Genomic DNA, 17,919 nt, shown 5'->3' on the forward strand with positions numbered 1-17,919 from the left:
ATATTCGGGATGCATATTGCAATCTCACGGCAAGGATCTCCCCACCATCCATCCATTTCTGCCAGACGGGTTCAGTTTTATTGACGCGATCACCGAGCGCGGCATCCGTGTTATCGGCGATGTACATGGTGATATCCAAAGCTTTATACACGCGACATCGACCGATCGCTTTATTATTCAGCTCGGAGATCTCGTCGATTACGGCCCCGATAGTGAGGCCACATTATATCTCATGCTTCGTATTGTGCGGGAGGGGCGTGGGATTTTCATCCTCGGCAATCACGACCGTAAACTCGCCCGCGTGCTCAGCGGGCGTCGCCCCCACATTGACAGCCAGTTAGAGAAGACATTGCAGCAGATTGCTGCCGGTCCGCACCTTCTCAAACAGGATGAGCTCGCCGCCGCATTGAATAATGCACCGGCCTGGATTGTGGTGCATCGCACGATTTTCGTGCATGGCGCTTTCCATCCCGCCATGTTGAGATCATCACCCTATGGCGCGACCCAGCGCATGACGCCGATATTCTCACGCGCTTTATTTGGTGAGACGACACGTCACATCCAGCCTGACGGCTATCCGGAGCGGACTTTGCGGTGGGTCGATTTTATTGAGGCGGGATATCATGTTTATTGCGGGCATGATAACCGCTCCCTCAATGGCCTGCCTTATGTCAAGACCGGCGCCAAAGGGGGGATGGCAACGTTTCTGGACCTGGGGGCCGGCAAAGGCGGACATCTCGCCTGGATGGACCTCGCGCCGGAAGCCATCCTGCCCGGGCGTCACGCGATGAATGCATTTTTGTGACACGGAAAGACGAGCGCCCGCCATCGCCGTGAAAAGCGCGAGGACAGGCGGCATCGTGCATCATACCCCCTTTAATGCTATGACCCGTTATTTCCCGAACTGACGCAGAGACTCATGAACGAAGAAGACGCCCTCAAAATTCTGGAAGAACATCGTCGCAGCATCGACAATATCGACGCCGCCCTGATTTACATGCTGGCGGAACGCTTCAAGCAGACGCAGGAAGTCGGCCGGTTGAAAGCCAAAGCGGGGCTGGAACCGGCTGACCCGGCCCGAGAAGCCCGGCAGATCGCCCGTTTGCGAGACCTAGCGGGCTCAGCCGCCCTTAACCCGGATTTTGCTGAAAAATTCCTGTCTTTCATCATCCGTGAAGTGATCCAGCATCACGCGCACATCGCGCAGATTCATCAGGAAGAGACCTGATTTTTTTCAATTTTCGGCTTGGATGGCACGATATGCAGCGTTACCTGATTTTGATCCGTCACGCCGAGGCGTCTCAGAATTTCGGCACCCCGGATTTGGATCGCGCGCTTTCAACAAACGGTGAGGCCCAGGCCCAATCCGTCGCGAAATGGGTCACGCCATTTCTGGACGCGGATCGCCGCCATATTCAATTTATCATTAGCCCGGCCCTGCGCACCCGGCAAACGGCGCAGGCGCTGTTTCAACGTTATGGATGTAGGGAAAATTGCGTCTATGACCCCACCCTCTACCAGACAGATGAGAATGGGATCTGGCGCCTGGTTAATGAGGCGGGGGACGCGCCTTCGCATCTGGTGATTATCGGGCATAATCCGGCCTTGGGTCGCTTTGTGCGCGGGGTTGCGCAGCCGGCAGCTTCAAACAATGGCGAGTCTGATCTGGAGTTATCAGCTTTTGCGCCATCATCATGTTGCGTCATGGTGACCCGAACCGACTGGTCCGCCCTGCGCCCCCAGGATCTGACGATCCACGCTTTCCGTGATTCGGCCGCGGAGGACGCCCGTTAAGGGTGATCGACAAAGCGTTTGAAATGCCTATCATGCTGCCATGAAGGGAGATTGCCGTGCCGAAGACAAATAATGATGACCGCGTTGTGACCCTCACCATGGGCCCCCAGGCATCCGAATTCCCCGTCATCTCCGGGACACTGGGCCCGGATGGCGTCGATTTTCGTAAATTGACGGCGGCGACCGGCGTTTTCAGTTTTGACCCTGGCTATGGGGAAACAGCTTCCTGCACCAGCGCCATCACTTTCATTGATGGGGATCAGGGCGTACTCCTGCACCGGGGTTACCCGATCGAACAGCTCGCTGAACACGCCTCCTACACCGAGACAGCCTATCTTCTTTTATATGGGGAGCTCCCCAGCAGGCAGCAGCTCTCCGATTTTGATGCGCATCTCAGCGAGCAGGCCCTCTTGCATGAGCAGATCCGCAATTTCTTCAACGGCTTCAGGCGCGACACCCATCCGATGGCGATCCTTTGCGGGACGGTCGCGGCGCTCTCGGGATTCTATGCGGATGGGATCGACATTTCTCATCCCGCCTCACGTGATCTTTCATGCCGGCGGCTGATCGCCAAAATCCCGACGATTGCGGCCTGGGCCTATCGATACACGCAGGGCGAGACATTTATCTATCCGAAAAGCAATTTCGGGTTCGCTGAAAATTTCCTCTCCATGATGTTCGCGCGTCCGGACCGGAAATATGTCGTCAAACCCGTGCTGGCCCGTGCGCTGGACCGAATATTTATTCTTCATGCGGACCATGAGCAGAATGCCTCAACCTCTACCGTACGATTGGTCGGCTCCACCGGCGCGAACCCTTTTGCGTGCATCGCGGCAGGTATCGCCGCTTTATGGGGCCCTGCACATGGGGGCGCAAATGAAGCCGTCCTGTCCATGCTGACCGCCATCGGTGATAAGAAAAACATTCCGCAATTTATTGAGCAGGTGAAAAACAAGGATTCCGGCATTCGCCTGATGGGATTTGGTCATCGCGTCTATAAAAGCTTTGACCCACGCGCGCAGATTTTGGCACAGACTTATCGCGAGGTGATTGAGGAGCTGAACCTTGACCATGACCCGCTTTTCGACCTTGCGACAGAGCTGGAACGCATTGCGCGGAGTGACGATTATTTCGTCTCCCGCCAGCTTTACCCGAATGTCGATTTCTATTCCGGATTGATTCTCAAAGCCCTGGGCATACCTGTTTCAATGTTCACCGTTTTATTCGCGGTGGCGCGGACTTCAGGTTGGGTCAGCCAGTGGAAAGAGATGATTGAGGCCCCGGGCCAGCGTATCGGGCGGCCGCGTCAGATCTACACAGGGGCAAGGAAACGCGATTTACGACCTTTATCTGATCGCCCATAAGGCGGCGGGGGTTGCGCTGCCGGTGGAGAAGCCCTGAGGGCTCAGCACTCACATCCGCGCGTCGCGCCGCGATCCTGCCGCACAATGTGATGATCAATCCATTCCGAGACGAGAAGCCGCGCTTCACTGATTGACGCCTCGGGGTGGTAGATCCGATAAAGGGTTGTGCAGGCATCGAAGGCCTGACGGTCGGCCTGACCATGCTCAGTGAGCTCGGCATAGGCGGTAATGACAGCGCGCTCACAATTGCGCGTGATATGATCTATATTGACGTTCACGGAGCGGTGTCCTTATGCGCGGCGAATTCAACAAGGTTGCAGATTAAAACTCTTTTGAGATCGCTGGCAAGTGGTGCACGCGGGTTTTACCGCCCTCTTTGCAAGAGATCCTTGATGACTGGCGATGATGCAACAGCTTAACACTTTGCGCGGCGGCGAAAACCCGTTATTTTCGGGCAAATTTGATGGAGATTTTGTGATGGCCCTTACCGGCACACCTCAAGGACATATGACTGTCAGCCCGACACAATGGGACCGCGATGCGGCATTGACCACTGCCAAAATTCTCCTTGAGATCAAAGCGATCAACTTCCGACCGAAAGATCCTTACACTTTGACGTCGGGTTGGAAGTCGCCGGTTTATATTGATTGCCGTAAAATCATCTTCTTCCCCCGCGCCCGCGCCAAAATTATTGAGCTCGCGGTAGAAAAAATCGGTCGGCATATCGGTTATGAAAGTCTTGACTGTGTTGTCGGCGGTGAAACAGCTGGCATCCCGTTCGCGGCCTGGATTGCGGACCGACTGATGACCCCCATGGCCTATGTGCGTAAAAAACCCAAGGGTTTCGGCCGAAATGCGCAGATTGAAGGCGATGTACCCGAGAACATGCGCACCCTGCTTGTCGAGGATCTGACAACAGACGGGGCCTCCAAAGTGCGTTTCGCCGAAGCGCTGCGCAAGGCAGGCGCGGTTGTTGATCATACTTTCGTGGTGTTTTTCTACGGTGTTTTCCCCGGCGCTCAAAAAACCTTGAATGAGCTTGGCATCAACCTCCACGCGCTTTGCACCTGGTGGGACGTGATTGAAGCCTGCGCCAGCAAAAATTATTTTTCAGAGCGCGATATTTCTGAAGTCCGGCGCTTCCTTGAAGATCCCTGCAAATGGTCCGGCAGCCATGGCGGGGTCAGCAGCGTTGAGGAAGCACTTGCCTTTAAGAATCGTACCGAAAGCTGAAGATGACGCCATCCCCATCCCCCCGACATGTTCTGGTTTTCGATTCCGGTATCGGGGGTTTGGGTGTCGTGAATGCGCTGCGCCAGATGGGAGACATCGCGCTCCGCATTGATTATCTGGCGGATAATGCGGTGTTTCCCTATGGCGAGCAGCCAGACGAGATGTTATCGGCGCGCATCATCTCCCTTATTCATGCGGCTGTCCGTGCGGGCCAGCCAGACGCCGTTATTATCGCCTGTAATACCGCCAGCACTTTGGCTTTGGGCGCGCTGCGCGACGCATTGACCGTGCCTTTTATCGGCTGCGTGCCACCGGTGCGCTGGGCTGCGCGTGAAACGAAAACCGGTATTTTTGCTATACTTGCGACGGCGGCGACGGCACGCCGCCCCTATCTGGCCGCCCTCAAAGAGGATTTTGCCCCGAAAGAGATCATGATCATCCATGGTGGGCGCCAACTGGCCGATCTGGCGGAGCGCGCTTTTGTGGGGGAGGCCATATCGCAGGATGCGGTGCGGGCGGAGCTTGATGCCGTCTTTACCCAGCTACATGGGGAGCAAGTTGATGTGATTGGGCTTGGATGCACACATTATACATTTCTGCGTGAAGCGTTACAAAGTGCGAGCCCCCCTCACGTCACCCTTCTGGACCCTGCAGAGGCGGTTGCTCGTCAGGCCCTCAAAATCCTCGCTGAACAGCCCACGCACATGAAGGACGACGCGTCGGTAACCAACATAGCGGGCAAGGGGCGCTTTATGATGACGGCAGCACCTTGTGACCCTGGCAGCCTGCGCAAGGCCATCAAACGTTTCGGCTACGAGGATTTCAGTCTCTGGGACAGTGACAAAGCGTCGCTGCCCGATTAATGCGCCCGCCTGGCCGCATATAAGGCGGTGTCCGAAAGCAGGGATTTAATGTCACTCTCAGGGAAGACATCAAGTGCCGCGACGGCTTTCTCCGCAAAAAACTGGGCGCGGCGCATTGTCTCCTCAACGGCATGGGTTTTCTGGATCAGGCGCAGCGCTTCGGCCAGATCTGTCTCCTGCCATTTCCCCTCATTCACCACGCGTTCCCAAAATTGGCGGTCTTTTCCCTCCGCCTGGCGGAAAGCGACGAGGAGTGGCAGCGTGATCTTGCCTTCCCGAAGATCATCACCAACGGTTTTACCGAGCACTTTCTCATCCGCCACGTAATCCAGCGCATCATCGACGAGTTGAAACGCGATCCCGAGATGGGTGCCGAAATCCTCGACAGCTTTTTCATCTTTGGGCGGGCTGTCCGCGATGATCGCACCCACCCGGCACGCAGCTGCAAATAATGCCGCCGTCTTGCCATGGATAACTTTGAGATAAGTGTCTTCGGAAGTCGCCAGATCATTCTGCATCGACATTTGCAGCACTTCCCCTTCCGCGATCGTCGCCGCCGCCTGGGAAAGTACGGCCATGACGGGCAAAGACCCATCCTCCGTCATGAGCTGGAAGGATCGTGCAAACAGAAAATCGCCGACAAGGACGGAAGCCTTGTTACCGAACACGGCGTTCGCTGAAGCTGCACCGCGCCGTAAGACACTTTCATCAACAACATCATCATGCAGCAATGTGGCCGTATGGATAAATTCCACACAGGCGGCGAGGCCGACATGGCGCCTGCGCTGCGGCGATGGGTGATAGCCGCATAAATAGGCGGAGGCCAACGTCAGAAGGGGGCGCAACCTCTTCCCGCCCGCCGCCACCAGATGCGCCCCCAATTGGGGGATGAGCGGCACCGGGCTTTGCATGCGCGCCACGATTTCACGGTTGCAGGCTTCCATATCCTCCCTGAGATAATTGAATAAAGCTTGCAGCGCGACGTCGTCCTTGCTCATAAGATCCTCTTCAACTTTGGAGGTGGGATGCATCGTGGCATTTCTGCCCTCCAAAACGCAGTCACGACCCTTTTGAGCCCTGTCAAACCCGAGAGGGTCGAAGATAAGGCGATCAACTCAACTTCACAAGGCTCCGTGATCATGCTGACTTCAGGGTGCCTGGCATGGTAAGTCGGGCGATCGCGACAACCATATGAGCGGGTCGTTAAAATTGGTCAAGCCAGAGCTATCGTCAGAGATGACGGGTGACGTCACCCACGACACGCTGCATAACGGCCGCGTCACCTACACGCAGTTTATCAACGGATATCGAACAGGGCTGGAGCCCGTGCTGCTCGCGGCATTGGTCCCCGCGCGACCCGGCGAGTCCATCCTGGAGGCGGGTTGCGGGGCGGGTGCCGGGCTATTATGCCTCAACGCACGTGTCTCCGACCTGCATCTGACAGGTATAGAGGCCGATGCGGACACGGTCGCTCTGGCACGCTTTAACCTCGACCGAAATCACGTCAGCGGATACACGCTTTTTCAGGCGGAAATCCCGGATATGCCGCGCTCCCTGCGTCAGACATGCCGTAATGCGAATGGGCGCTTCCATCACGCTTTCGCCAATCCACCCTGGCACCCCTCCGGCGCGACACCGACAAGCCATCCGCGCCGCCGTCGCGCGCTGTTCTGTGATCGTAATGGCTGGTCCTGCTGGATCACCGCGCTGGCGGCCTGGGTCATGCCGGGCGGGACGCTCAGCCTCGCCCTGCCCGCTGCGGCGGTGTGTGAGGCGATGCGGTGCCTGCATGAGGCGGAGTTTGGAAGTATCACCTTGTTCCCGCTCTGGCCGAAAGCCGGGCGCCGCGCCAAAATCGTGCTTTTACAGGCGGTTCTGGGCGGCCGTGCGGGGACGGCAATATCGCCCGGGCTCATTATTCATGAGGAAAACGGGCAATATACGGCAGCGACCCGGCATGTGCTCTGTGATGGCGCGGCGCTTATCCCCTGATGGGCGGCGACATGTCACTCAAAGACATGCGTTTCAAAAGCCTCTTCCCATGAGCCCGTGGTGGAAGCGCGGGAATATTCCGTCGCACGATTTTCAAAGAAATTAGCGTGCTCCACCGCATTCAGCATGTCATCAAGCCAGGGTAGAGGGTTTTCCTCGATATTATAGATGACGTCCAGGCCGAGCTGGGTCAGACGGCGGTCCGCGATATAACGGATATAGCGCTTCACCTGGTCTGCATCGAGCCCTTCCACCGCGCCCATTTCAAAAGCGAGGTCGATAAAGGCATCTTCATGCGAGACGGTGGTCTGACAGACTCCCGCCAGATCCTTACGGAAGTCCTCGGTCCAGATTTCGGGATTTTCCCGGATGAAAGTCCGGAACAGGCGAATCATGGACAGGCAATGAAGCGTCTCATCACGGACGGACCATGAGATGATCTGGCCCATACCTTTCAGCTTATTGAAACGCGGAAAATTTAACAGAATGGCGAAAGAAGCAAAAAGCTGGAGCCCTTCCATGAAGGCGCCGAAAGCCGCCATCGTCTTGGCAATTTCACGCTTATTCTTGATATTGAAAGATTGCATGAAATCATATTTATCTTTCATCTCCTTATATTTAAGGAATGCGGAATATTCAGTTTCCGGCATGCCAATTGTATCAAGGAGATGTGAATAAGCCGCGATATGAATCGTCTCGATATTCGAGAAGGATGAGAGCATCATCAGGACTTCAGTCGGTTTAAAAACCTGACTGTAATATTTCATATAAGCGGAATTCACCTCGACATCCGCCTGGGTGAAAAAGCGGAAAATCTGCGTCACCAAGTGGCGTTCCGCCTCATTGAGGACGCGATGCCAATCCTTGACGTCATCAGCGAGGGGCACTTCCTCCGGCAGCCAATGGACGCGTTGCTGCGTCAGCCACGCATCATAGGCCCACGGATAACGGAAAGGCTTATAAACCGGATTCGCCGTCATCAGGTCAAAATGCTCACCATCGAAGCTGTGACCAACTTGTTTTGAAGTCTTTGACATCGTAAGCCTGCCTTTAGAATTGGGCGCGGCAAAACCTTGAGAGGCGGCGCCGCAAGTCAGCACCCCCTCAAATCAGGGGGCGTCGTTAAATCGATAATCCGCGCGGGACAAGTTCTTCCCTGCCGTTATTGGCAGGCGAGACACTCATCGTAATTCTTCCCGCCACTTCCGGGCGCGCGGGCATCCGCGGCGGCTGGCTGCGTATCTTCATCCGCGTTGAAAATATCACTCTTGACCGCAACATGGCTGACCGTATCCGCTCGCTGGATCGAGAGTGAGCGGCAATAATAGAGCGATTTGACGCCCAGCTTCCACGCCATGTGGTGGATCTGGTGGAGGTCACGCTTATGCACATCCGCCGGGAGGAAGATATTGAGGGACTGGGCCTGGCAGATAAACCCGGCGCGGTCCGCCGCGTGCTCGATCACCCAGCGTTGATCCAACTCGAACGCCGTTTTGAAGATATCTTTCTCATCCTGAGTCAGAAAATTAAGATGCTGCACCGATCCCTTATTGAGAGTGATGTTTGACCAGACCGCCTCGTTATTCTGCCCCTTCTCCTCCAGCAGGCGCAGTAAATGGCGGTTGCGCACGGTGAAGGAGCCGGAAAGGGTTTTCTGGAGAAAGACATTGGCGGCGATTGGCTCAATCCCGGGGCTGGCATTGCCGGCAATGATCGAGATCGACGCTGTGGGCGCGATCGCCATTTTATGAGAGAAGCGCTCCTGCACATTATATTCCGCTGCATCCGGGCAAGGGCCGAGCGTTTCAGCCAGATGGCGGGATGCTTTATCCGCCTCGGCGCGAATATGGGCGAAGATGCGTTTATTCCAGACTTTCGCCATCACGCTCTCAAACGGGATGTTGCGCGCCTGCAGGAAGGAATGAAACCCCATGACGCCCAACCCGACGGAACGCTCGCGCATCGCAGCGTAACGTGCGCGATCCATATCCTCAGGCGCGCGGTCGATGAAGTCCTGTAACACACGATCCAGGAACAGCATGACATCCTCGATAAATTGGGGATTATCGTGCCATTGATCCCATGTTTCCAGGTTCAGGGAGGAGAGGCAGCATACCGCCGTCCGCTTCTGACCGAGATGATCGATACCGGTGGGGAGGGTGATTTCGGCGCAGAGATTAGATGTTTTAACCTCAAGCCCGGCCAGTTTGTGATGCTCAGGCCGTGCGCGATTCACATGGTCATTAAAGACAATGTAAGGTTCACCCTGTTCCATCCGGGCGGTGAGGATTCGGATCCAGAGCTGCCGGGCGGAGATATTGCGGATCACCGCCATATCTTTCGGGGAACGAAGCGGCCATTCTTCATCATTTTCGACAGCCCGCATGAAGTCGTCACTCACCAGCACACCATGATGCAGGTTGAGGGCCTTGCGATTAGGGTCACCCCCTGTCGGGCGGCGCATCTCGACAAATTCTTCAATTTCCGGGTGCCAGACGGGCAGGTAAACCGCCGCAGAGCCGCGACGGAGTGACCCCTGGGAAATCGCCAGGGTCAGACTATCCATGACGCGGATGAAAGGAATGACGCCCGAGGTTTTGCCGTTTTTGCCGACATTTTCCCCGATAGAGCGCAGATTACCCCAGTAGGAGCCAATTCCGCCGCCTTTCGAGGCCAGCCAGACATTTTCATTCCAGAGATCCACAATGCCGCGCAGACTGTCATCCGCCTCATTGAGGAAGCAGGAAATCGGCAGGCCCCGCGTGGTGCCGCCATTGGAAAGGATGGGCGTCGCGGGCATAAACCAATGTTGCGAGATGTAATCATAAATGCGTTGGGCATGATCAGCATCCGCGCCGTAATAGGAAGCAACGCGCGCAAAGAGGTCCTGGTAACGCTCTCCGGGCAGGAGGTAGCGATTATCCAGCGTCGCCCGCCCGAAATCCGTCAGCAGCGCATCGCGGCTTCGGTCAACACGGATGGGGTGGTGGCCTTCCAGGTGGATGATGTCATCGAACATATCGGGCTCAGGCGCCACTTCAATACGGGGTGGCGGCATAATGGCGCCGTCGACTCCTGCTTTAGTCGCGTCGCCCGTGACAAACAATTCAGACTGCAGGCTCACCTGACATCTCCTAAACTCTCTATGTTGATGCCAACCAGGCAAAGACTGCAATCGCGGACCGTGGGAGGGTCGACGCAACATCTAGTGATGTCTGCCCCGATGGCTATACAATATGTAGTGCCCTATTGAATAGATTCCAGATGCTTCTAGTTTCTTAAAAAAAACGTTTGCGTCGTTTTTAGGAGTCAGAAAATGAGGCCTGACATTGAATATGGCGTTGAAGATCGGGCATGTTGTGGCTCTCTCGTCACAAGGATTTTAAATTGAAAAAGAAAGGATGAATGACATGGCCATCCGGAAATCTGCGCAGGCCCATTGGACAGGCGGCATCAAATCGGGACATGGGACGATCTCGACGGAAAGCCTCAGCCTGAAAGATCAACCTTACGGTTTCAATACACGGTTTGAAGGCAAACCCGGCACAAATCCGGAAGAGCTTGCTGGCGCCGCCCTGGCAGGGTGTTACGCCATGGCCCTCTCCCTGGCGCTTGAAAATGCCGGACATGTGGCAAAACAGATTGATGCCAAGGCCATTGTCTCACTCGATAAGGCGGGAGAGGGATTTGAGGTCAAACATATCGCTCTTGAGGTTCACGTTTCCGCCCCCGATCTCGATCAGGAAAAATTCATGCAATTGGCGAACACAACGAAGGAGAATTGCCCGATCTCCAAGCTTTTCCGCGCGGATATCACCCTGAGCGCACGGCTGGACCCATCATAATGGCGTCATGATGTCAGGGCTGGTCCGGGGGCAGGTCCCGCCCCCGGCCCCCATGATGCTGAGCATGGTCCATCAACATATGATCCAGCAGAACGCATGCCATCATGGCCTCGCCCACCGGCACGGCGCGGATGCCGATGCAAGGGTCATGCCGGCCTTTCGTCGCAACCTCGATGTGCTCACCATCCCGCGTAATGGACGGGACAGGGATCAGAATGGAACTTGTCGGCTTGATCGCGAAACGTACGATGATCGGTTGACCGGAGGAGATACCACCCAGGATGCCCCCGGCGTGATTGCTCTCAAAGACGGTTTTCCCGTTCTCCTGCCGCATCGGATCGGCATTTTCCTCACCGCGTAAAGCGGCCACAGCAAAACCGTCACCGATCTCCACGGCTTTGACGCCGTTAATGCCCATCATCGCATGGGCCAGATCCGCATCAAGCTTAGCGCTTACGGGTGCGCCCAGTCCCACCGGCACTGAATCAGCGACGATCTCAATGACCGCGCCGATGGATGAGCCCGCTTTCCTCACATCATCGACCTGTTTTTCCCATAAAGGCACAATTTCCGGGTCCGGAGCGAAAAATGCGTTATCCCGCGTCACCGCCCAATCCCAACGGGCGCGATCCGCGGCAATGTCACCGATCTGCGCCAGCGCCCCTCTTATGATCGGAGGCGACGCGCCAAGATGCGCCATGACTTTACGGGCGACCGCACCGGCAGCCACGCGGCAGGCTGTCTCCCGTGCGGAAGCACGGCCACCGCCACGATAATCCCGGATGCCATATTTCCGGTCATAAGTGTAATCAGCATGGCCGGGCCGATAGCGGGTGGAAATGTCACCATAATCTCGGGAGCGTTGATCCGTATTTTCGATGATGAGGGAGATCGGTGTCCCCGTCGTCATCCCGTCAAACACGCCAGACACGATGCGCACCTGATCCGCCTCACGCCTTTGGGTGACGAAACGACTGCGGCCCGGTTTACGCTCATCCAGATAGGCCTGAATGTCCGCCTCCGACAATTTGACGCGTGGCGGGCAGCCGTCAATGACGCAGCCGATCATGGGGCCGTGGCTTTCACCCCAGCTCGTGACGCGGAAAAGACGCCCAAACGTGTTGTAGGACATGGCCGCGCTCAGCCTTCGGGGGAGACGACAGCAATATCCGGCGCATCAGGGTTTTTCATCCCGATCACGTGATAGCCGCAATCAACATGATGCACCTCCCCCGTCACACCGCTGCTGAGACTGGAGAGGAAATAAAGCCCGGAACCCCCGATATCCTGCAGCGTGACATTGCGCTCAAGCGGTGCATTAAGCTGGTTCCAACGCAATATATAGCGGAAATCGCCGATCCCGTTCGCGGCGAGTGTCATGATCGGCCCGGCGGAGATGGCATTGACCCGGATATTATCCTTGCCAAGATCCGTGGACATATAGCGCACCGAGGCTTCAAGCGCCGCTTTGGCGACGCCCATCACATTATAATGCGGCATGACGCGTTCAGCGCCATAATAGGTCATGGTCAGGATGGAACCGCCATCTTTCATGAGGGCCGCCGCGCGTTGCGCCACCGCCGTGAAGGAATAGACGGAAATATCCATGGCTTTCAGGAAAGCATCACGCGGCGTATCGACATAACGTCCACGCAGATATTGCTTGTCCGCCCAGCCGATCGCATGGACGAGAAAGTCGATTTTGCCCCATTTCTTCTCGATTTCTGCAAAAGCAGCGTCGATATCGTCATCACTGCTGACATCACAGGGCACGACGAGGGACGCGCCGATGGACTCAGCGAGAGGCCGCACCCTCTTGCCCAGCGCCTCACCCTGAAAGGTAAAAGCAAGCTCCGCCCCCTGCGCCGCGCAGGCAGAAGCGATCGCCCAGGCGATTGACCGATCATTGGCGACCCCCATAACGAGTCCGCGTTTGCCCGCCATCAAGTTGCCTTTCGGCGTCTCGGACACATCATTGGACATGGATATCACTCCCTGCGTAAGCCTGCTGTCTCGACAATATAACGAAATTGAGGATTTCTTTGCCTTCGTCGCACAACACCGCGTGGCAAACAAGTGTGCAGATGCTACGGTGATCGGGAAACGGGGAGGTTGACAATGTCTGATCACGATTCTGCGCCATTGATCGATTTGTCTTCTGATCCTTTCTCCATTTTCGATGCATGGCTTCACGCTGCGGAAAAATCGGAACCGAATGACCCAAACGCGATGTACCTTGCAACATCGACCCCTCAGGGCCGCCCTTCCCTCCGCGCCATCCTGTTAAAAGGACATGACCGGCATGGCTTCGTGTTCTATACGAATCTGGAAAGCCGGAAAGGCCGGGAACTCGCTGAAAACCCTTATGCGGCCTTGCTTTTCCACTGGAAGTCCCTTCGACGTCAGATCCGTATCGAAGGCCATGTCAGCGCCGTGAGCGCGGCGGAAGCGGATCGATATTTTGCGAGTCGACGCCGCGAATCCCGTATCGGCGCCATCGCATCCGATCAATCCCGCCCTCTGGCTGACCGCGCGATCTATGAAAAACGCATAAAGGATGCTGAAGCGCTTTACGCCGCCACGGAGCCGCCGCGCCCTGATAACTGGTCCGGCTTTCGCGTTAACCCGGCCCTCATGGAATTCTGGCAGGACCGGGATTTCCGAATGCATGATCGCGCCGTCTGGACACGATCATCCCCGCAGGACGAAACCTGGAGCGTGACGCGACTTTACCCTTAACGGCCGCCACGCGGCGCGGCGATGCCTCACGGTGCAAAGTGACGCCCTGACCCGGTCATAGGAAGGACCTACCCATTCTGACGCGATGGAAAGTATTTTTTCAGGCTGATAAGCTGCCCCGCGGCCCCTTGAACGGCATGATATCGGCACGTCGTGCATCGGACCTCAGCAGGGAAAATGGAGTTTGATCATCATGGACAGCGTTAAAGACATCCTGGTCCCCCTTTATGACTCAGACCATCTGGATTCTGTCCTCGCGACTGCTTTCATCCAGGCCCAACGTTTCCACGCCCATATTTCCGCTGTCTTTGTCAGCGATGACCCGAATGAGGCGGCCGCCTTCGCGGGGGAAGGGCTCTCCGGCGCGCTGATACAGGATATGGTGGATGCGGCGGAGCATGAGGGCCAACGTCAGACGCTTAAAACCCGCCTGAATTTCAATATGTTTCTTGAGCGGCACCACATCGCGCAGATCTCGAGAAATCACATGGGTGAGGAAAACTCGGAAACGCGCACGGCGAGTCTGGAATTCTCGGAGCCCCCGGCGAATGAAGCCATTATCTGGCGGGCGCGCCTGAGCGATGTCACGATTGTTCCTTTCCTCGGAAAGCAGGAAAATCCCAAGGCGTCCGAGGTCATCCATGGTGTGCTGTTTGAAAGTGGACACGCTTTGGTGATTGCCCCGCCCACCCCGCCAAAAAGCGCCGGGTCCCGCATCTGCATCGGGTGGAATGGCACGCCGGAATGTGCCCGGGCCCTCGAAGCCAGCATGAAATGGCTGCGCCACGCTGAGGAAGTGACCATCCTGACGAGTGATGAATATCAACGGCGCGGCCCGACCAGTGCCGACGTTCAGTCCTATCTGAAATTACATGGCATCACCGCCCCGATCCATCAGTTCGCGGCCATTGACCGCAATGTGGGGGAAGGCATGTTGCGGGCCTGTCGGGAGGTCAATGCCGATATGCTGACGATGGGGGCCTATTCCCACTCACGCCTGCGGCAGATGATTCTGGGTGGTGTCACCCGGCATATACTTGAGGAGGGGCATTTAACGGTATTGATGTCGCGGTGACATTCAGGCGTTTTTAACTTAAGACGAGGCTGACTTTGTCACATTTTACACATTTTCCGTTGTCTGAAACCAGAAATGTCCAAACGCCGCCTGCTGTCTCGAAAAATCCTGCCTTCCATCGCGCGTGCCTATCTCGGTTTGGCCCTCAGAACGACGCGCTGGCGCATCGTCGGTCCCCATGCGAGCCGTAACGTCCTCATTCAGATCCCGGCCTCTCGCCATCCGGGGGCGATTGTCGCTTTCTGGCACCGGAATCTCCTTCTTCTCCCCGCCTTATGGAAATGGGCGCGCACCCGGAATGGCGCGCTCCGCCTCAACGTGTTGATCAGTCGCAACCGTGATGGACGTCTCATCCGCCGCACGGTCGCGCCATGGGATATTATCGGCATTGAGGGTTCGAGCAATAAGCGCGGGCAGAATAAAGGGGGTGCCCGCGCCCTGCGTGCGGGCGTGAAGGCGCTGGAGGGCGGCGCTTTGCTGGCCATCACACCGGATGGCCCGCGTGGCCCGGCGGAAAACGTGCAGGCAGGGGCGGCGGCGCTGGGTCGCCTGTCACGCCGTGTCAGCGTGCCGATCGGCGGCGCCTGCCGTTCAGTGCGGCTCAAAACTTGGGATCGGATGCGTGTTCCCCTCCCCTTCGGACGTGGTTATCTTTGCCACGGCATGCCGCTCCCCACTGGGGCCTCCACCGATCGTCTCGCGCAGCAGATCGCGGCGGCGGATCAACGGGCCGCCCATGCCTATCGCGCAAGCGGTCGCCATTTGCTTGACCTGATCTGGCCCTGGGTCGGCCGCGCCGCTTCCGCCTATCTGCGGCGCCTCGCCACCAGGCGCGTCCAGTCCGGTAAGGAGATTGCGGGGCGGCTGGAAGAAAGATACGGCCGGGCCAGTGTCCCGCGCCCTGACGGAGATATTTTATGGATCCATGCCGCAAGTGTCGGTGAGGTGCGCTCCATCCTACCCTTGCTGCAACGCTTTCTTGATGCCTGGCCGCGTGTCTCGATTCTGATCACAACCGCGACCGTGACCGGATGTGAAACCGTGGCGCAATACGCAGAGCGCACATCTGACGGCTATCGCAGGCGGCTGATCCATCAATTCGCGCCCTATGATGTAACGAAAGGGACGCGGCGATTTCTGCGTCACTGGAAGCCGGTCGGGCTCCTCCTGACAGATAGTGAATTATGGCCGGGTTGGCTGCGGCAATGCAGCCGGCTTGGGGTGCCCGTCGGACTGCTCAACGCGCGACTCTCTCAAAAATCCTTCAGGCGCTGGCGACAGACCGCCTTTTTGACGTGGCCCGTCTTTCAACGCCTTGCTTTCGTCGCGTCGCGCGGCGCGGATGACGCCGCGCAATTTGACCGCCTTGGCGCGAAAAATGTTTTTTGTGTCGGCGACCTGAAAGAGCTCGCCCCTCCATCCTCTGTCGATGAGGCCGAGCTCAGTGCATTGCGCCATGCATTGAGAAGCCGCACAGTGCTTGTCGTTTCTTCAACGCATCACGGTGAGGAGCCAATTATCATCGACGCCGTCGCGATGGCGAGGCATAAGGTGAAAGACCTCCTTTGCATTATCATCCCGCGACACCCGGAACGCGGCGCGGAAGTCGCTGAACTCAGCGATCCTCCCTTTCCCCGACGCGCCCAAGGCGCAATTCCGGGAGAGAAAGATGCCATCTGGGTGGCGGATACGTTGGGCGAACTGGCGCTTTTCTACCAATTGGCGGATTTTATTTTCATCGGTCACTCGCTGCTTCCACAAGGTGGCGGCCACAACCCCTATGAGGCCCTGCATGTCGGCGCGCCTTGCGCCACCGGGCCTTACCACGCCAATTTTACGGAGGCTTACCAGCAGCTCGGCACACGCTTTGCCACGGTCGATGATGCGCAAAGCCTCGCAGCATGGGTGACTTTGGAAACCGACCGTTCACATCAATCCGGCCCGGGCAAGATCGGCGATAAAAACCGATCAGATCGTTTCACGTCCCTCGCTAATACATTGATTTCGCGTATCAGTGCGATGACGGGCTTATGAAGTTCACGGCGCCACGTTTCTGGTATGTGCCGCACGCCTCGTTTCGCCAACGTTTGCTGACACCTTTCTCCCTTCTCTTCAAGGCAGTGCACAGATTGCGGCAAAGCCGGACACGGCCGCTCACCGTTTCCGTGCCCGTCATATGTTGCGGTAACCTCTCTGTCGGGGGGACGGGCAAAACCATTGTGGTGCGTGACCTCACACGGCGTTTACAGGCGCAGGGCCATGAGCCGCATATATTATCGCGCGGCTATAAAGCACGGTTGAAAGGCCCCATGCGCATTGATGCAGACATCATGACCTCGCGCGACGCGGGGGATGAGCCGATCATGCTGGCCCGAGATGCGCCCGTATGGATCGGCCGTGACCGGCGGCAGACGGCTTGGGCAGCCATCGGGGCCGGGGCGGATTGCCTCATCATGGATGACGGACTGCAAAATCCCGGGCTTGCCAAGACGCTGCGTTTCGTCATCATTGATGGCGCGGTGGGGCTTGGCAACCGACATGTCATGCCCGCAGGCCCCTTACGTGAAGACGCAGAGAGGGGATTGATGAGCGCAGATGCCGTCATTCTTATCGGAGATGACAAAACATCACTTGCCGCGGAAATCCCGCCCGGCAAAATCACCCTGCGCGCCCAGCTCATCCCAGACACGGATCTTCGGCGATTACAGGGACAGCGCGTCATCGCCTTTGCCGGCATCGGGCGCCCCTCAAAATTCTTCAACATGTTGACGGAGTCAGGGATCACCGCATCGCGGGAGATTTCCTTCCCCGATCATCATGATTACGCGGATCGCGATTGTCAGCGCCTGATCGGCCTCTCCCAATCCGCTGAAATGCAGCTTGTCACCACCGCAAAAGATGCCGTCAAGCTGCCACCCTGGTTTCGTGAACATGTGCAAGTGATCCATGTCGCGCTTAAATGGGACCGGCCTGACGTGGTTGAGCGTCTTCTCAGGCAAGCCTGGAAGCATTGA

Annotated in this window: 18 protein-coding genes; 12 read left to right on the forward strand and 6 right to left on the reverse strand. The window is 57.0% G+C overall.

Annotation, left to right across the window (positions count from 1 at the left end):
- Positions 1-16 precede the first annotated feature (16 nt).
- The 4 genes from CGLAMM_RS00475 to CGLAMM_RS00490 all read left to right on the forward strand — a co-directional run bounded on the left by CGLAMM_RS00475 (position 17) and on the right by CGLAMM_RS00490 (position 3,158).
- Positions 17-805 carry a metallophosphoesterase gene (locus CGLAMM_RS00475; RefSeq protein WP_418115232.1) on the forward strand — a complete coding sequence of 263 codons (789 nt, stop codon included), beginning with the start codon at positions 17-19 and terminating at the stop codon, positions 803-805.
- 114 nt (positions 806-919) lie between these two features.
- Positions 920-1,228, forward strand: a complete 309-nt coding sequence (locus tag CGLAMM_RS00480; protein ID WP_394819999.1) for a chorismate mutase — start codon at positions 920-922, stop codon at positions 1,226-1,228.
- 32 nt (positions 1,229-1,260) lie between these two features.
- Positions 1,261-1,794 (forward strand): SixA phosphatase family protein, encoded by a 534-nt coding sequence (locus CGLAMM_RS00485; RefSeq protein ID WP_394820000.1) that lies wholly within the window; start codon positions 1,261-1,263, stop codon positions 1,792-1,794.
- Positions 1,795-1,850: 56 nt separating this feature from the next.
- Positions 1,851-3,158, forward strand: coding sequence for a citrate synthase (locus CGLAMM_RS00490; protein WP_394820001.1), 1,308 nt, complete (start codon positions 1,851-1,853; stop codon positions 3,156-3,158).
- Positions 3,159-3,199: 41 nt separating this feature from the next.
- On the opposite strand, the gene CGLAMM_RS00495 is transcribed toward CGLAMM_RS00490, so the two are convergent.
- Entirely contained in the window at positions 3,200-3,436 is a 237-nt protein-coding gene (locus CGLAMM_RS00495; RefSeq protein ID WP_319807644.1) for a hypothetical protein, read from the reverse strand.
- 199 nt (positions 3,437-3,635) lie between these two features.
- Between CGLAMM_RS00495 and CGLAMM_RS00500 the strand changes: the two genes are divergently transcribed.
- The gene (locus tag CGLAMM_RS00500; RefSeq protein WP_394820108.1) at positions 3,636-4,391 is read left to right on the forward strand and encodes an orotate phosphoribosyltransferase; all 756 of its coding nucleotides are present in this window, start codon (positions 3,636-3,638) and stop codon (positions 4,389-4,391) included.
- Between the two features lie 2 nt (positions 4,392-4,393).
- The gene (locus tag CGLAMM_RS00505) at positions 4,394-5,254 is read left to right on the forward strand and encodes a glutamate racemase (protein ID WP_394820002.1); all 861 of its coding nucleotides are present in this window, start codon (positions 4,394-4,396) and stop codon (positions 5,252-5,254) included.
- On the opposite strand, the gene CGLAMM_RS00510 is transcribed toward CGLAMM_RS00505, so the two are convergent.
- Complete coding sequence (locus CGLAMM_RS00510; RefSeq protein ID WP_394820003.1) at positions 5,251-6,252, reverse strand: polyprenyl synthetase family protein; 1,002 nt, start codon at positions 6,250-6,252, stop codon at positions 5,251-5,253. The genes CGLAMM_RS00505 and CGLAMM_RS00510 overlap by 4 nt on opposite strands.
- Before the next feature lie 238 nt (positions 6,253-6,490).
- Here CGLAMM_RS00510 and CGLAMM_RS00515 point away from each other — a divergent pair, with 238 nt between their 5' ends.
- Positions 6,491-7,246 (forward strand): tRNA1(Val) (adenine(37)-N6)-methyltransferase, encoded by a 756-nt coding sequence (locus CGLAMM_RS00515; RefSeq protein WP_394820004.1) that lies wholly within the window; start codon positions 6,491-6,493, stop codon positions 7,244-7,246.
- Between the two features lie 14 nt (positions 7,247-7,260).
- Here the strand turns inward: CGLAMM_RS00515 and CGLAMM_RS00520 are convergent, their stop codons facing one another.
- Both CGLAMM_RS00520 and CGLAMM_RS00525 read right to left on the reverse strand, forming a co-directional pair.
- Positions 7,261-8,283 (reverse strand): ribonucleotide-diphosphate reductase subunit beta, encoded by a 1,023-nt coding sequence (locus CGLAMM_RS00520; protein WP_394820005.1) that lies wholly within the window; start codon positions 8,281-8,283, stop codon positions 7,261-7,263.
- Positions 8,284-8,408: 125 nt separating this feature from the next.
- Positions 8,409-10,304 (reverse strand): ribonucleoside-diphosphate reductase subunit alpha, encoded by a 1,896-nt coding sequence (locus CGLAMM_RS00525; RefSeq protein ID WP_394820109.1) that lies wholly within the window; start codon positions 10,302-10,304, stop codon positions 8,409-8,411.
- Between the two features lie 352 nt (positions 10,305-10,656).
- On the opposite strand from CGLAMM_RS00525, the gene CGLAMM_RS00530 reads away from it, so the two are divergent.
- The gene (locus CGLAMM_RS00530; RefSeq protein ID WP_394820006.1) at positions 10,657-11,091 is read left to right on the forward strand and encodes an OsmC family protein; all 435 of its coding nucleotides are present in this window, start codon (positions 10,657-10,659) and stop codon (positions 11,089-11,091) included.
- Between the two features lie 13 nt (positions 11,092-11,104).
- Here CGLAMM_RS00530 and aroC read toward each other — a convergent pair whose 3' ends face one another.
- Both aroC and fabI read right to left on the reverse strand, forming a co-directional pair.
- Positions 11,105-12,223 (reverse strand): chorismate synthase, encoded by a 1,119-nt coding sequence (gene aroC, locus CGLAMM_RS00535; RefSeq protein ID WP_394820007.1) that lies wholly within the window; start codon positions 12,221-12,223, stop codon positions 11,105-11,107.
- A gap of 8 nt (positions 12,224-12,231) precedes the next feature.
- The gene (fabI, locus tag CGLAMM_RS00540) at positions 12,232-13,074 is read right to left on the reverse strand and encodes an enoyl-ACP reductase FabI (RefSeq protein ID WP_394820008.1); all 843 of its coding nucleotides are present in this window, start codon (positions 13,072-13,074) and stop codon (positions 12,232-12,234) included.
- A 135-nt stretch (positions 13,075-13,209) separates the two neighbouring features.
- On the opposite strand from fabI, the gene pdxH reads away from it, so the two are divergent.
- The 4 genes from pdxH (at position 13,210) to lpxK (ending at position 17,919) form a co-directional block, all read left to right on the forward strand.
- Positions 13,210-13,830: a pyridoxamine 5'-phosphate oxidase gene (gene pdxH / locus CGLAMM_RS00545; RefSeq protein WP_394820009.1), complete on the forward strand. Its 621-nt coding sequence runs from the start codon at positions 13,210-13,212 to the stop codon at positions 13,828-13,830.
- Positions 13,831-14,023: 193 nt separating this feature from the next.
- Positions 14,024-14,905 carry a universal stress protein gene (locus CGLAMM_RS00550; protein WP_394820010.1) on the forward strand — a complete coding sequence of 294 codons (882 nt, stop codon included), beginning with the start codon at positions 14,024-14,026 and terminating at the stop codon, positions 14,903-14,905.
- A gap of 75 nt (positions 14,906-14,980) precedes the next feature.
- Complete coding sequence (locus CGLAMM_RS00555) at positions 14,981-16,939, forward strand: glycosyltransferase N-terminal domain-containing protein (RefSeq protein WP_394820011.1); 1,959 nt, start codon at positions 14,981-14,983, stop codon at positions 16,937-16,939.
- The gene (lpxK, locus tag CGLAMM_RS00560) at positions 16,936-17,919 is read left to right on the forward strand and encodes a tetraacyldisaccharide 4'-kinase (protein WP_418115233.1); all 984 of its coding nucleotides are present in this window, start codon (positions 16,936-16,938) and stop codon (positions 17,917-17,919) included. Before CGLAMM_RS00555 ends, lpxK begins: the two co-directional genes overlap by 4 nt.

This window comes from Sorlinia euscelidii (assembly GCF_036452135.1).
GTDB classification, from domain to species: Bacteria; Pseudomonadota; Alphaproteobacteria; order Acetobacterales; family Acetobacteraceae; genus Sorlinia; species Sorlinia euscelidii.